The organism is Rhodopirellula sp. SH410, assembly GCF_055811895.1.
Window position 1 is genome coordinate 3872820 of sequence record NZ_CM147949.1, and the last position, 16528, is coordinate 3889347.

The 16528-nt window shown below is 54.4% G+C and carries 10 protein-coding genes; 4 read left to right on the forward strand and 6 right to left on the reverse strand.

Features of this window, described 5'->3' with window-relative positions; all coding sequences use genetic code 11:
- The 4 genes from SH410x_RS14185 to SH410x_RS14200 form a co-directional block, all read right to left on the reverse strand.
- Positions 1-1230: a DUF1501 domain-containing protein gene (locus SH410x_RS14185; protein WP_473677120.1), complete on the reverse strand. Its 1230-nt coding sequence runs from the start codon at positions 1228-1230 to the stop codon at positions 1-3.
- A gap of 597 nt (positions 1231-1827) precedes the next feature.
- Positions 1828-2928, reverse strand: coding sequence for a DUF1559 family PulG-like putative transporter (locus SH410x_RS14190; RefSeq protein WP_473677121.1), 1101 nt, complete (start codon positions 2926-2928; stop codon positions 1828-1830).
- A gap of 1366 nt (positions 2929-4294) precedes the next feature.
- Positions 4295-4459, reverse strand: a complete 165-nt coding sequence (locus tag SH410x_RS14195; protein WP_473677122.1) for a hypothetical protein — start codon at positions 4457-4459, stop codon at positions 4295-4297.
- A 141-nt stretch (positions 4460-4600) separates the two neighbouring features.
- On the reverse strand, positions 4601-4999 hold the full coding sequence (locus SH410x_RS14200) for a hypothetical protein (protein ID WP_473677123.1): 399 nt from the start codon (positions 4997-4999) through the stop codon (positions 4601-4603).
- A 338-nt stretch (positions 5000-5337) separates the two neighbouring features.
- Between SH410x_RS14200 and SH410x_RS14205 the strand changes: the two genes are divergently transcribed.
- Entirely contained in the window at positions 5338-6429 is a 1092-nt protein-coding gene (locus tag SH410x_RS14205; protein WP_473668492.1) for an IS630 family transposase, read from the forward strand.
- Positions 6430-6905: 476 nt separating this feature from the next.
- Here the strand turns inward: SH410x_RS14205 and SH410x_RS14210 are convergent, their stop codons facing one another.
- Positions 6906-7148: a hypothetical protein gene (locus SH410x_RS14210; RefSeq protein ID WP_473677124.1), complete on the reverse strand. Its 243-nt coding sequence runs from the start codon at positions 7146-7148 to the stop codon at positions 6906-6908.
- A 1035-nt stretch (positions 7149-8183) separates the two neighbouring features.
- On the reverse strand, positions 8184-8975 hold the full coding sequence (locus tag SH410x_RS14215; protein ID WP_473677125.1) for a hypothetical protein: 792 nt from the start codon (positions 8973-8975) through the stop codon (positions 8184-8186).
- 919 nt (positions 8976-9894) lie between these two features.
- Between SH410x_RS14215 and SH410x_RS14220 the strand changes: the two genes are divergently transcribed.
- From SH410x_RS14220 to SH410x_RS14230, 3 genes are all read left to right on the forward strand, one after another.
- Entirely contained in the window at positions 9895-10320 is a 426-nt protein-coding gene (locus SH410x_RS14220) for a hypothetical protein (RefSeq protein ID WP_473677126.1), read from the forward strand.
- A 156-nt stretch (positions 10321-10476) separates the two neighbouring features.
- The gene (locus SH410x_RS14225) at positions 10477-11901 is read left to right on the forward strand and encodes an efflux RND transporter periplasmic adaptor subunit (protein ID WP_473677127.1); all 1425 of its coding nucleotides are present in this window, start codon (positions 10477-10479) and stop codon (positions 11899-11901) included.
- A gap of 938 nt (positions 11902-12839) precedes the next feature.
- On the forward strand, positions 12840-16379 hold the full coding sequence (locus SH410x_RS14230; RefSeq protein ID WP_473677128.1) for an efflux RND transporter permease subunit: 3540 nt from the start codon (positions 12840-12842) through the stop codon (positions 16377-16379).
- Positions 16380-16528: the final 149 nt, after the last annotated feature.

Below are 16528 nucleotides of genomic sequence, written 5' to 3' on the forward strand. Positions count from 1 at the left end.
CTAAATCAACTCGCTCAGAGGAGTGTGGTCGACCAAATACTGCGGTCGGCCCGAGGGATCGACGATCGCCACGGACGATGTATCGATGCCCAGGTTGTGATAAAGCGTCGCCACGATTTCCTGCATGTGGACGGGGCGATCTTGGGGTACCTCGCCCAATCGGTTGGTCGAACCGATGACTTGGCCCGTTCGCATACCGCCGCCCGCCAGGAAGGCACAGCTCACCTGCGTCCAATGGTCGCGCCCGGCGGCAGCATTGATTTTCGGCGTGCGACCGAACTCACCCCAGACGACAACGGTGACATCGTCAAGCATCCCTCGCTCGTCGAGGTCTTCGATCAAAGCGCTCAGGCATTGATCGAGCTTGCTGCCGTGATCGCGAACAAGATCGAAGTTCTGGCCGTGACTATCCCAGCGCCCATAGCTGAGACTAACAACCCGCGCTCCGGCTTCGATCAATCGCCGCGCGACCAATAGTTGCTCGTTGCACGTCGGAGCACCGTCGTACTGAAACTGGTACGGTTTGCCATCGCCATAACGCTCGACCAGGCGAGGGTCTTCCTTGCTCAAATCCAACGCATCAACCAGCTTACTGCTGGTCAACACGTCCATCGCTCGTTGGCCAAACGCATCCATGCCCTCCATCGCACCCGAGACATCGATATCTCGCCTCAGCGTGTCGATTTCGGCGAGTAGCGTGCGGCGGTCGGCTAAGCGATCCAACGTGATACCGTTGAGCGTCATGTTCTTCATCGCCGGTCCATCCGGCTTGAACGGCGCGTGAGCCGACCCTAGAAAACCAGCCGATCCGGAATCCGACCAAGGTGCGTGAGAAGTAGGCGCGGCTAATCCAATATTAGGCGGCACGGACGCATCGACGGGACCGAGCAGTTTCGCGACGGCGGCACCGACCGCTGGTCGACCACCGATACTCTGCAAGGCACCCGGTGCCCAACCGCTCATGCACTGCACTGCATCGTGACCGCCCGAACAGCCCATCACACTGCGGATCAACACGGCCTTGTCCATTACCTGAGCGAGTTGTGGAAAAACCTCGCAAATATCAATGCCCGGGACATTCGTTTTGATGGGGCGGAACTCGCCGCGAATCTCGCTTGGCGCTTCCGTTTTAATGTCCCACATATCTTGATGTGGTGGACCACCAGCTAAGAAAATATTGATCACCGCTTTATGAGACGATGACTTTCCCGCAGCGGCTTCGGCACGCATCAAATCAGCCAGTGAAAAGCCGCCAGCACCGCAAGTCAGTGCGCCGACTTTCAAAAAGCCGCGACGTGTAACTCCGTCGCAAAATCGAGTCCGTGGACCAAGCAGCGACAACATGATGCAGATCGCCCAATAAAATAGGATGGCAGGACGATTTGCGTAACCGCAAACCGTGGGTCGGTGGGAGAGCGTTCCCGGAGAAAACGCTCTGTTAGGATTGCATCATAACCCTAAGCAGCCCCGACAGGCAAGCGTTTTAACAAAACAGCCAGGATGAATCAGAATCGAACACGAATTCGACTCACTTTGGAGGTGATGCACAGAAGGGTCACCGTGTCTACTTCCGGGAATAGATGTCGGGAACCATGAACTCCCCGCGGCACCGGCGAAGGCCAAGGTCGACCTAAAAAAATGCGACCCAATGGACCTTCGCTCTTTCTTGTGGGGTCCAATCGTTTCACCGGAGCGGGTCGGTGTTGAAACGGTAGCTGGTAGGCGGCCGATTTTTGCTTGCGGATTTGAAATCCGCAAGCGTTTGCGGCGTGCCGGCGTGGCTAGCAAGGAAAAGTTGAAAGAGCGGGAAAGGAGATTCAGGGAACCTTACTCGAGCGATTGCGTTTCTTTGCCACGAATCGATCCCATTGCGCCCCAAAGCCCATACGGACTCTTCTTACCTGGAGGTGAAAATGAGCCACCGTTGGCTACCGATGGCTTGGTCAGATCGCCGGACTCGATCGAGTCGGTGACGAAGCGGACGGCACCATCTGCCAGCAAAACGTGAGCGCCACCTTGGTGGTAGCTGGTCACTGACGCTAAGCCGTCGTTCGCATCTTCCACTCGCAGGCAAGAGGGTGAGTTCGGGGGTAACACTGTCATGACAGCTGTGGAATGCCAGTGTCCGTCCGCCCAGCGACGCCCGCGCTGCCAAATACCACCGCTGGCGTACATCGATGGTGTTTCTGGATCGATGTGAGCCCCTGACTTACACGTTGTGGGAGTTGGAATCCACCAGCCTGTCAGGTGATAGACGTAACTGCGGGTACCCCGCTCAAAGTCCATCACACAAAGCTCACCCATCGCGACAGTGTTAGCTGTACCATCCTGGATGTCACGAAACTGTGTCGTCTTTTCTCTTGCGAACAGCCCGCGATGGTGACCGGTGACGCCGGTATGGTGATTGCGATCACCTGGCTCCGGCGATCGACCAGCACCACGGATAGTGTCGCCGTAGCTATTTCCATAGTTTGTTTGCCCAGCACCGTTCAATCGGGCGGCATCGCTGGGGCAGCGATATCCCGCGACCTGGGTCATCCAAGGAATATAGGCTGGGGCGTCCGTTCCAGGATCTTGACCCATGGGCGCATAATTAGAAGTTCCTTGCTGCGATGGAGTGCTAAGTTGCTGCCACAGGGCCTGCTGCTCCACGAACGGCAAGATACCAACAAGGTTCAAGTTAACACGATAATTGTTCGGCGCGGATCCATCCCAAGTGCTCGGAAACATTTGAAAAGCAGCATGATAGTTGTGCATTCCCAAGCCGATCTGCTTGAAGTTGTTGCTGCAACTCATCCGCCGGGCCGCTTCTCGAGCCGCCTGCACCGCAGGTAGAAGCAAGCCAACTAAGACACCGATAATGGCAATCACAACCAAGAGTTCTACTAAAGTGAAACCCTTGGGTCGCTGAGTTGTTGAACTGGACATAGACATAATACGCTCCTGAGTAACGAAAATAAAACGGAATCAATCATTTAGGCGCAGCTGGACTTGCGTTCATTAGCTCTTTCATCTTCTCCGTGTCATTGACGTCACTTCCGACATCAGGATCAAGCTTCACTTCCCCGTCAAGAACTTTTGTACCTGAATCAGAACAGCCAATGATTGGAACAAAACAAAACACGACCATTAAAAGACGACACCACATAAAATAAGACCTTTCGAAATTTGAGGAGTGTGAGATTCCATTGCAGGGGAAATTGTGTCTCAGGCGATCACACTCGCTCCGAAATGGTAGCCAGCGATCTCCGTCCCTCCCCCGCAAGTGTAGCCGGATTCGAGATTTGGGCAACGTCATTTGTTGCAACTGCTGGAGAAGTTGAGCGAAAGCGGTAGCAATACGCGTGCGAATAACCTGCGAATCAGTGATCCGCCATAGGAAGCACGCATGTCGTATGCGCAGCTGCAAAAGAGTCCTCAGGACCCCGCATCGTCTCCCTGTGGCGGAATGCTTCCCCCAGCATAGCGATTTACACACCCTCGACAGAGGGCATTTTCGCAGTTTTGGAAAAAAGTTTACTCTCTTCAAGCGACACGTGCGATGAAACTTGCTTTCCGCACATCTCCGTTTGAATATCTCGGGATTTCGCGGCGGCGTCATTCCGGCGATTCACGCAGTAGTAGCGCCGGTTCCACCGGCCACATACGCTGGTTGTTCGACACATTCGGCGATAACCAGCGTGAGGCTTCAACCACGAAAGACGCGAACCACACGAAAAGCCAACGTGGGTCAGTAGGGCCGGTTCCACCGGCCACCTGCACTGGTTGTTCGACACATTCGGCGATAACCAGCGTGAGGTTTCAACCACGAATCACACGAATCACACGAAAAGCCAGCGTGGGTCAGTAGGGCCGGTTCCACCGGCCACCTGCACTGGTTGTTCGACACATTCGGCGATAACCAGCGTGAGGTTTCAACCACGAAAGACACGAATCACACGAAAAGCCAGCGTGGGTCAGTAGGGCCGGTTCCACCGGCCGCATGCGCTGGTTGTTCGACACATTCGGCGATAACCAGCGTGAGGCTTCAACCACGAATCACACAAAAAACACGAATCCTACGCGTGGGTAAAATTCGTGTCATTCGTGTTTTCCGTGGTCGAAATCACTCCTATAACAACAGAGCGACGAACATTTCCCCAACCGCCCGCGAGAAAGGCCGTACGAGGCGAAGAACACTGCGGCGAGGTTGCAAACCGTGGAGAGGAAGACCGCGAAGATGACCGCTCAGCGAGCAATATCCCCGTCGCTCGACATCTTTTCGCCAAGAACCGCCATCTTACGCACAGAAACCTCATACGGGCAGTGCGGCCCAGAGCAGGGTCTCAAGCAAACCGCTGGAGGAGTCAAACGGCTCGCCGAAGTGCTGTGATCCTCGATCGGTCTTGGCGACGCGTCCGAGCTTGATTTTGGAAACAGTGAACGAAGTCGAAGGCTGGACTGAAAAATCTGATCTCATTGGGCGTGTCGTACCGGGACGTTCGCGGATTTGCGATGAGCGACAACCGTGCCTGTCGTCTTTCCACGACATCGGGCGTCCAACGCGTTTCTGGGTTCGCCGACGTGCAGGCGTGACTGGACTACAAGCGGAATGAGCGGTCTATTTTTCGTCTGAATCAATGTCGATCTGGGGTTCGGGAGGTACAGTCGTCTTGGGCAACAAACGAAGCAAGGACTCAACCTGCCGAAGTGCTTCTTGTGTTTCGGGGGCCGACAGCATTTTCAGAGTCTCGTTCGTTGAACGTATGGTGGACGGTAATGAAATGATCCCATCGACCATGTCCCGCCGAACAAGTTTCGATCCACGAAACAAATCTTCAAACTCCTGAAACAGTCGGTCAATTCGTGGTCCATCCAGCTCGAGTGTCGCAGTGCCCTCACCTCGTGCCACACCGAAACCGCCGATACTGACCTCGAATGAGCCTTGTACCTTGATGCGGATGTCCCCATCATGGATGGCTGGGCGATGAATGGTCGATTCATCGCCGTCTCGACCCACTGAGTCATCCTCAACCTTCTCAGACAGAGTCGGGAGGGCAGATGCCTTTCCACGAATCAGCTGAACTGACTTACTCGTACTTTCTGAGGGTTTGTCGAACGACAATTCCGTCGTCTCGGGGGTAGTGGCTGCAACAGGTTCATCCGCTTGGATGGTGCACTGACCGAACACGCAAGCAAGGACAGCGAAGACGCTGTGCTGGAAAGAGACGCCCGAGTGCTTCACGGAAAATCGACATTTAGCTCTGGAGGTAAGCACATCTGGGTAAGTATTTCGGTATAACTGGCAAGCTTTTTGCACCCATGTTGAGTTGGGAATCCTTTCTGATTTGCTAGCAAATGCTCGATGGTCGAGATTATGCGAAGCATCATGTTTCTCCCTGTTTCACGAACCGGGAGATTCAAATGGCACGCCCCTCTACAAAATTCGCACAAATTGGCTCAGTCGAGCAAAAACAGCAACTGACGGAAATGTGGAAAAGTCATCATTGCCACTATACGCGAGTTCGTGCGCACGCAATCTTACTCAGCGACCAACAGTACGAAATAAGTTCCCTTGTCGATATCTTTGGCGTGGATCGAGATTCGGTATCCAGTTGGATTGACAGATTTTCAGAAGGCGGCCCCGACGCACTTGAAGACTCCGAGCATCCCGGTGCGCCGCCGATACTCAACGCCTCAGAGCAGCAAACTCTCCGGCGACTACTTCGAAAATACCCGAATCGACCAGCCAAGGTGCTGAAAGAGCTGAAAGAAAAAACCGGCAAGGAAATCAAGCGACCCACTCTGCGAGAATACGCGAGGCGGTTTCGGCTGAGTTGGAAACGTTATCGTCGAAGTTTGCGGCAAAAACGGGATGAAAAGAAATTTCAATTGGCCAAGGAAGAGCTAGCCGAGTTTCTCGAAGAACCGGATTTGAACGTTGTTTACTTTGACGAGGCGGGTTTCTCGCTCAAAGGAGTTGTTCCCTACGGATGGCAACCGATCGGTCGACGCTACGAAATACCCGTAACCGGGGCACACGGCAGCAACGTTCAAGCGATTGGGTTTCAGGGTCAAGACGGTGAAACCCACACCTATCTCCACAAAGGCTACGTGAACAGCGAAATGGTGATTGCAATTTTCGATGATTATTGCCAAACAATCGACGGTCCAACTGTTGTGGTCCTTGACAATGCCTCAGTCCACACGAGCGGAGCATTTCAAACTCGCATGGAAGACTGGGCAGAGAAAGGACTCTACATCTACCATCTGCCGCCATACAGTCCAGAGCTGAATGCAATTGAAATGCTTTGGAAAAAACTCAAGTACCAACTGCTCCCCGCTGGCGCCTGGGAGCGCTTCAGTACACTGCTAAACACACTTACGAAAACACTCAATGAGTTTGGAGAAGTGTCGTATATGCCTACGCTTTTTAATTATGCCGAATAAATTCACCCGACGTGCTTATTCATGTATGGCTGTCTGTTGGCGAACGAAAGGGATTTGCGGACCGGGAGAGGACACTTGCAAGCAGACAAAAACGGCTCATCCGACGAAAGCATACTTTCTCGTGTAAGGGGACTCGTTAGCATCACACAGCACAAGCTGCATGGTGGATCTCCGGAGGCATGCCGGTGGCATTCAACACTTTTAACATTCGATTAAGACAACAGTCTGCGAAGCGTGGGGGAAACGAGAGACGGGACAATTTGGTCTGGTCGTCAGGAGGCGGAGATACAGAAGAAAACTTGCGGCAATGCAAAAGCATTGCACCCCAAAGGTTGAGCGGTCCAGGCTAACGCCCAAACGGCTAATAGGTTGATGCGGAATAAATAACCCGAACCTGCTTATCGATCGTCTTGTGCGGGAGGTGGCAGTTCGAGCATGGCCGGCGAATTGTAGGCGGCAAGCTCCTCATTAACGTGCTACCGAAATCGCTGGTACCGATGGCCACCATCGCAGGCGATGTCGTACTGGTCCCAGATCCATTCGATGGTGTTTGCGTCTACGGTGCCGCCGAGTCGTATGTTTAACCGCGATTCAAACGCGAGAATCTCCGTCAAGCTGGTCTGGAAAGGCAATAAGCTATTGCCGTGGAGGTTCCGTGTCCAGTCAACCATCACTTGCCATTGTTTTGCGTTGAGGTTTGCAGGTGTAGTGAGTGACATGGACTCGAGTTTCGCTCCAATGCGTTGGGAAACGCGGGACCGACCAATAATGCTTCGCCTGGCGGCCAGAGCCAGCGCGAACAGCAACGCAATTACAAGCATGGCCGCAAGCAGCTTGCGAAGGCTAAATCTCATTCGAGTCTACCACCGGGGGAGGAACACTTCAGTCGGCTATTGTGCTCGAATGCGGCGTATGGATCATCGTGAGCTTCAAACTTCATCTGACGAACCACTCCACATAACTGATATGATTAAATGCTAGTACCGAGGAAACGCATGCAAGGATAAGGAATCGGGCAACGGGAGCGTTCTGCGGGCCGGGAGGGCTGATGTTCCATTTGAAATCGCTCGCGATCCCGGTTCCGTAAAAACTCATGGTAATCGATTCGGTTGTTTGCTCGTTCCGATTGCGAGCGATGGCAACTTGCTATTCAAGACGCAATTGTTGACGAAGGGCGGCACCTCGTCAAACGCCAAATTAACTCGCGTCCGAATCGTTTGTTAGTGAATTGTTACTTGGTGAAGTGGACGCGTTCCCGTCTACCCAACGGCGATATGCAAGTGATGGTAGTCCGGCGAGCAAGGCGACGGGTAGTGCGAAAACGAAGCCCATCATCAACATCGGAGGTCCCCAACCGACGTTAAGGATACCATGAACAAAAAGTAACGGATTTACCGTAGTGGATCTTGTTAAAGATCCTGTTCTGGATGGATCTTTAACAAGATCCACTACGCCAGTTATTGATCCCGCGTTCCTAACATCGAAACCGGCAAGCCATGATTCGTGTAGCAGATTCAAAATCGACGCTAGGAAGGCGGTGACGAAAGAAGAAATCAAGTAGTTGCGTAGCCAAAGGCTAAGGACAATAGACAATGCAGTAACAACAATCGCGTAGGAGGCAATGCCGGAAAACATGGGCGATCGTTGACCTCGTTTTGTTTGTGATAACGGTAGGGTAAACCCGGATCGCGGAAACGACTAACCATCAGGCAACAGCCACTCGCGATCTCGGGTTGAATCCCTTGGCTCGTCGCTTACCATCGAGTTGTAACGTACGTTTGACCAACCAAAATGCGAGGAATCTTTTCGTTTGTCTCCACATAGTACTGTAGTTCCGCATCCGAGTCGTTTGCGCGTACGGTTTTGACTTCGATCACCGGAAAGGGATAGTCGGCGTCTTTTCGATTTCGCTGGAACCGCATTCCAGGGAAAACATGGTCTTCAGCACCCACGTCAATGGTTACAGTCTGGCGAACGATCTGCTCGTCCTCATTGTTCTCAACGCGCGTTTGAGGCTCGGTTCGCGTTACTTTGGTTGCGATTGGTGGCAAATTGAGGTATGGCTTGAATCTCACAGGCAATCTCGGAATCGCGTTTGCCTCCTCCGCTCCATGAGTCGGCTTCTCGCGTCTGAACAGCCCCATCGGGAATTTCCCTTTGCCACGCGCCGCCAAACAGAAAGCGTGTACTTGCGTCTTGGGAACCAAAAAAATGTTCGACTGATAGGGCACGACCATCAACTCACGCTCCGTAGGCGATCGTCCCGTCCGACTTGGGTTATCCCATTCGACGCGGACAAGCGAGTCGTCGACAGAGATCGTTCCGAAATCCGATTCGGCCATCCAGCCTTCGCTAAGATACGCCGCTCCCTGCGTCGGTGTCAGCCAAATGCACGACGGCCCCGTGTCGATACCCTGCATATGATCGCAGTACTTGCCCGCCCAGAAATGGTCGCCGAGTCTTTCGGTTTCCGTTTGAATCTTTGCTCGACGCGAGGAAGCATCATCGTCCGCCACCAGTGATGCCGTTGCTGCAACTAGAAGCACGAAAGATAGGATTCGCAAAATACGGTCACTTGTGTCGACGAACGAGGTAATAATCGTTGGCTGGTGCTGCGGCGATAAGTGGAGCTTGGGGGTATTATCGCCGGTTGGACCTTCGGTTCCCTCGGTGACACGCGGAGTGTTATCGCCGGTGCGAGGGAATGCTATCGCCGGTTGGCGTCTGCTGAGTATGGGGGCTCTGGATTCTTGGGTCAAGCAAAATGCTGAACAGGTTTCCGGCGAAGCGATTGACTTGTCATTGCAAGCATGCGAAGAATTTGATCGTTAGTGATGCCGCGATGCGGTACGGCGGGGAGGACGACACCTGTCCTGGGAACGCCCATAGCTGGCATCAAAAATGGTCGTCGAAGCGGGTGGTGTTTTGCGATGGCGGCTGGGGGAAACGGGTACGTGATCAGCTGCATCGCATCAATTTCGCGAGTTTGACGTTGCCAGGTCCGGTGACCGCCAAAGACGATTGCCATTCGTTTCTCGATGACCTGTCACCGCTGCGAATGTCACGGCCCGTTCTCACGGGACTTCGCGAGACACTTGAGCGAGATTCGTCCGGACCACACCAACGGCCGAGAGTCACCAGCGATGCAAGTCCGCCACGCGAATCGCCTTCGGACGCGGCGAATTTCACTGCCGGTACCCCGACGACCGGGAGCCTTCGAGAGAATCCATGTGCCCCCGACAATCGTGGCTCCTTCAGACATGACGACTGCACAAACTGGAACCCGACCTGTCGTCATCAGTTTAAGGAACCGGGGCTGAAGCCGAACCGGTCCGTGCTCAACAAACCCATCGTGGCCCGACGACAAACGAGCGTTCGATAGCTAATCCAACAGTCCATCACTTTCGTCCATTTCTCGAAGAATCCCTATGGTCGTTCTCCTCATGGGAGTCTAGAATCGCTCACATGCTTCGATTCATTTCTCTCGTGTTGATACCTCTCTTTGTGCTGGGGCAACCTCTGCCTCATTCGCACGCAGGGTCTCGCTTGGGTGAGCCGAGCGATCATGCAGAACGTCCGCATGTGCACCTTCATTCGCATGGTCACAGTCACGACCATAATCGACATGCAGTCGCGGCTGAATCGACGTTGGCGAGCGATGCCGTTTCCGCTGCGCCAAAGCATGATTCGGATGCAATCTATTTGGCATCAACGGATCAATCTTCGATCCGTCCTGCGGACTCCAACTCGATTAATGTTTTCGCGACGGACTGGGTCCTCAGTTGGAACCGTACCGTCGTGGACTCCGGTTATCGGATCTGCGGACACGTTCCACAGGATCGGGCGGCGACGCTACCGCTCTTTCTTCTCACCGGCTGTCTTCGGCTGTAGGGGTCTTCTGCGCGCTTGCTACCACTGCGAGCCGCTTTCTTTTTCTTGGCAGAACTCGCTCTGAGTTTTGATCCGCTTGTTGGTTGGCTGTCAGTCCATGCGACTTCGTCCATCCATTTGTGTTGCCTGCTGAAAATTCGTGAAGACCCAAAACACATGAAACCTATCGCATCGATATCAACGGCCTTGATTGCGCCGGCGCTCATCATGGGCGTGTTCGCAGCCCTCTGGTTCTTTCGTGCGGAGGTGTTTGGCAGCAATCAAGCGAGCAAACAGCCGACGACGGGTAAATCCGCCGCGTCCTCCGAAAAGCAAACCGTGTTAGAGATCAGCGAGCAGGCTCGGAAAAACTTGTCGTTGACATCGAAAGCCGCGCGTCCGCAAACCTATTGGCGGCACGTGGTGATACCGGGCGAAGTCGCCGACCGTCCAGGGCTGTCGGATCGTGGTGTGACCTCGCCAGCAGTCGGCGTTGTGACTGGGATCCATGCGTTTCCGGGCGACACGATGCGTCCCGGCGAACCGTTGCTCACATTGAGATTGTTCAGCGAATACTTGCAAGCCACACAAACACAGTTGTTCAAGGCACGGCAGGAGACGGGGATCGTCCAGGCCGAGATCGATCGATTGTCCGAGGCCGTCACGATTGGTGCGATATCGCGATCCAAAATGATCGAACTGCAGAGCGAGATCAGTCGTCAAAATACGTTGATCCAAGCCGCCCGCCAAGAGCTACTCACGCGCGGGCTCACCCCCGATCAAGTCGCACAAATTGAAGCGGGAACATTCGTTTCGACCGTTGAGATCATTGCGCCACCCGTTCGCGATCTCACAGTGGTTTCCAATCACGCGCCACCTCAAGTGATTCAGCAGGTCGACTATATCAACCAACCGGTAGCCGATGCAGACATCGCGTATGAAGTTCAAGAACTCGCTGTCGAGCTAGGCCAACAAGTCCAAGCCGGACAGTTGCTCGCGAATCTGTCGAACCATCGGATGCTGTACGTCGTCGGTCACGCCTTCAAACGCGAAGCAACTTTTCTCGAACAAGCCGCACAGGAGAAGCGTCCCCTCGACGTTGAGTTCGCCGAGGATGCAGAAGGCCATTGGCCTGAACTCGCTCAGACCTTCAAAATCCGGCATCTGTCGAACTCGATCGACAAAAACAGCCGCACGTTTGACTTCTATATTCCGCTATCGAATCAATCACGATCCTATGACGATCTGGGACGCGTCTTTCTCGTTTGGCGATTTCGACCTGGACAGCGTACTCGAATCCACGTTCCGGTTGAAAAATTTGATGATGTGTTCGTCCTGCCTGCCGAGGCGGTTGTGCGTGAGGGACCAGAAGCTTATGTGTTCCGGCAGAACGGCGACCTGTTTAAGCAGATTCCTGTTCACGTTCTGCATGAAGACCGTCGGTCGGTTGTGATCGCCGACGACGGCGGCATCACCGCGGGAGCCTATTTGGCACAAAACGCCGCAGCCTCTCTCAATCGCGTACTGAAGTCCCAGTCGGCCAGTGGCAAAGAACCTGGGGTTCATGTCCACGCCGACGGGACCACTCATGCTGCACATTGAGATCTAACGCGAAGCCCCAGCCGATTTTCAGGGCGAAGCCCTAGCGGTTTCCCTAGCCCAGACCATCGGTCTGGGTTCGTGGACATCAATCTTCGCCGTCGGGCCAACAAGCCCGACCAACTGCAACATCCATCCCAAACATATCGTTCGTCGAGCTCGATTGAGTGACGCTCGCACATTCGCCGAGACTCCTCCTGAAAAGACGTTAGGACACCAGGAACAATAAATGACGGGTTTACCGTAGTGGATCTTGTTAAAGATCCTGTTCTGGATGGATCTTTAACAAGATCCACTACGCCAGTTATTGATCTCACGTTGCTTATCGCATCATGCTGCGGCTGCTCACGACTGGATGTACCTACTGCACCGCGTTTCAAATGGCTCACCGAAAAGACACTGTAGTCAGATTTCCAACCCAAGATCGAGGAACGTCCGACAGCGTCCTGGGCCCTATCGATGTTTCCGTTTTCATACTCTCGACCAGCTTCGCGGGTCGTCATGGTTCGGGCCAAGCCGACCAGCAAATGCACATGAGTCTGATACACGTCTAGCGAGGCACTGCCGCAATTCGATTCTTCGACACGATGCGTCGACATGCGAAACATTTCATCTCAACACGAACTCTTTTTCAACGGATGGCTGGCGATTCTTGATAGAGAAGATGACGTGCAGCCAGACCTGAGAAAGCGATGGGGACATCGATCGTCAATTCTATATTGGAGTTTAGGAAGTGTGCGAGAACGATTCACATTCAGCCCGATATGGTACCGCGATGACACAAATGGTCGGGGCGTTTACCCGAGAGATGATTTTACTGACACGCAACCCAGCCCGTTGGACTGGGGCAGGCAAACTGATGGACCTTCGGTCCGAAGAGTCAAGCCAATGACCGACATACTGTTGGTGCGCTCGCATCGCAACTTCAAGGAGCATCATCCATGCTAGATCTTATCATCAAATTTTCACTTCGTTACCGAATGCTTGTCCTCGTTGTTAGCCTGTTTGTGCTGATCTACGGATCGTACTCGGCGACTCAGATGTCGATCGACGTCTTTCCCGATCTCGATCGCCCGCGCGTCGTCATCATCACCGAAGCACCTGGTCTGGCGACCGAAGAGGTCGAAACGTTGGTGACGCAGCCGATCGAAATTGCGTTGATGGGTGCCAACGGTGTGCAAGCGGTCCGTAGTCAATCGACCGCAGGACTGAACGTCATCTACATCGAGTTCGATTGGTCCACCGAAATCCGGGCTGCCCGACAAACAGTGCAAGAGCGATTGTCCACGCTCGAAGGCATCCTGCCAGATGGGATTCGTCCACAAATGACACCACCGTCTTCGATCATGGGACAAATCATCGTCGCGGGAATTTACAGGCAGAATGGACCGGACGGTGGGCGACTTGCGCAGGTTGGGAACACCGAAATGATGGCCGAAATGGTCATTGATGAAATCGGCAATTTCAAAATCACGGTTTGGGTTCCGGGCAATCGACATGACTTCTCGACATGGAAGAACGTCGAGACGCAGGAGGTTCAGTGGAGCGGCGCCCCCAATGCCGATACCTCCCGAACTGAGCCGAGTTCGTTCGTCGCGGGTGCGACGCCCGACAAGGGGCCCGAGGCGGTCGTTTCCGACTCACAACGGACACCGATCGGCTCCGCCTCGATCAAAATCGAAGGCAAGTCGCATGCCACTCATTTCTACAGCGATGCGAAGCAACAAATGGAACTTCGCACCGTTGCCGACTGGATCATTCGACCACGATTGCTCAAGACAACCGGCGTCGCTGAAGTTTTCATGTTGGGAGGCGATCGCAAGCAGTACCAAATCCTGATCGACCCGACGGCGCTGCTGGAATACGGCGTCACGGTCCAAGACGTGGAACGGGCGCTGCGAGCGAGCAATATCAACACGAGTGGCGGCTTTGCGGTCACAGGAGAAACCGAGCGTCCGATCCGAGTTCTGGGACGGCTGGGGCCCGAATCGCGAGTCGTGATCGAGGACTTGAAAAAGGTTCCCATCGGGAATCATGTCCAACGCGCCGTGCTGCTCGATCAGATCGCGAGGGTGACCGAGGGTGCACAGTTCAAACGTGGTGATGGCAGCGTCAACGGTCGCCCTGGAATCGTATTCACGACCGTCAAGCAACCTCATGTGGATACTCGCGACCTGAGTGATGCCGTCGCGCAAGCGTTCGTCGAGGTCGAAGCGTCCTTACCCGCCGACATCGTCGTGAATTCGGAATTGTTCCGACTGCGGAACTTCATCGACCGGGGCATCTTTAATGTCGCCGAGGCGCTCGTGATCGGTGCTGTCCTGGTCATCATCGTTCTGTTTCTGTTTTTGTTGAACTTTCGCACGACGTTCATCACCCTCACCGCAATACCGCTTTCGCTCGTGCTAACGATACTCACGTTTCGCGTCATGGGTTGGCTCAGTGGCACGGAGTTGTCCATCAACGTGATGACGTTGGGCGGGATCGCCGTTGCGATGGGCGAGCTCGTCGACGACGCCATCGTGGATGTCGAAAACATTTTCAGGCGTCTCAAGCAGAACAATCGGCTGCCGATCGGACAGCAAAAGTCGTCCATCGTCATCGTCTATCAGGCGAGTAAAGAAATTCGCAGTTCGATCGTGTTTGGGACGGCGGTCGTGATCTTGTCGTTCATGCCACTGTTCGCACTCTCAGGCGTCGAAGGCCGGTTGTTCACTCCGTTGGGGATTGCCTACATCGTCTCGATCCTGTCGTCGTTTGTGGTTTCGATGACAGTGACACCGGTGCTTGCGTTTTACCTGCTGCCGAACTCGCGAGCAACGCACCACGAGGGCGATGGTTTTCTATTGCGTGCTCTGAAGCAGCGCGTGTCCCATCTGATCCGTCTGAGCATGGCGATCCCGCGAACGCTGCTGATCTTGACGTGGATTGCCGTCGCTGTGGCCGCTTGGCAGATGTCAAGGTTGGGCCGGAATTTTTTGCCACCATTCGACGAAGGCAGTGTGCAAGTCAATGTCACGCTGCCGCCAGGGTCGTCGCTCAACGCATCGAACCAGGTCTCCCATGCGATTGATTCCGTGTTCCTCTCGATGCAGAAGACGGAGCAGAACCCGGCCGGTGAAATCCTGCACTTCGTGCGCCGTACCGGTCGAGCCGAAATGGACGAACACGCCTCGCCGGTCAACTTCGGGGAATACATCCTAAGCATGAATCCGGAGTCACTGACGGAGCGAGACGAACTCATCGCCCAACTGCGTGAACGGATCAGCGAAGAAGCTCCCGGCGTTGATATCGAGGTCGAGCAACCGCTCGCGCACTTGATTAGCCACATGATCTCGGGCGTCTACGCTCAAATTGCGATCAAGATTCACGGAGACGACTTAGACACATTGCGGCGCGTCGCCGAGCACGTGAAGGCAACCATTGAAGACGTACCGGGAATCACGCCACCGGTGGTCGAGCCGATTCAAGAGACCGCGGAGTTGCATATTGCATTGAGAGCAGATGACTTGGCGCTGCATGGGTTGAGCCGGCAATATGTCGCCGACGTGCTGCAGACGGCATTGCAAGGCGAAGTGGTCTCACAAGTACTCGAAGGTCAGCGTCGCTTCGATCTGCTCGTACGACTCGAAGAGGAATACCGCACCGACTATGCCAATCTCGATCGACTTCGCATCGACTTGCCAGATCGTGAGGGACAACCCGATCGCGGACAGATCGAACTTCGCGAAGTCGCCGACGTGGGCATTGGCTCTGGGCCAAACTCGATCAACCGTGAGAACGCACGTCGTCGGATTGTGATTCGTTGCAATACCGAGGGTCGCGACCTGGCCGGAGCGGTGGGGGAGATCAAACAGCGCATCGGGGATCAAGTCGAGATGCCGGTGGGCTATTTCATCGAGTTCGGCGGACAGTTCGAGAGCCAACAGCGAGCCACTCAGCTCATCATCGTGCTGGCCGGGATCTCAGTGATCGGCATGTTTGTCGTGTTGTTGATTTTGTTCCCATCGATCCGCATCGTGCTGCAAATCCTCAACGCGTTACCGACGGCGTTCATCGGTGGCGTGTTGGGACTGGTGATCACCCAGCAAAGCCTTACGGTAGCGAGTCTGGTCGGTTTCATCTCACTCGGCGGAATCGCAGTTCGCAACGGCATTCTGCTGGTCACACACTACTTCCACCTGATGAAGGAAGAAGGTGAGGAGTTCACGCAAGAAATGGTGGTTCGCGGTAGTCTCGAGCGACTTGCACCGGTGTTGATGACCGCGCTGACCGCCGGCATCGGACTGATCCCGCTTGTTTTGGGAGGCCAGGAACCAGGGAGAGAAATCCTCTATCCCGTCGCGACAGTCATCCTTGGCGGACTGACCACTTCGACCTTCTGTGAATTCTTGATTCACCCAGGATTGTTCTGGCAATTCAGTGGTAAAGACGCCGCTCGACTTGCAATGCTTGAAACAGAGGAGGACGAATTTATGTGAACCCAATTCGGGGCGAGGCTCCGACCATTTACCTCACCCAACCCGATGGGATGGGTTTTGATATCGCGTGAAAATCGAAGGGCAAACGGCCCTTCGTACGACTCACAGCGCAACAACCCCAGGCCGTCGGTCTGGGCCTGACAGACGAC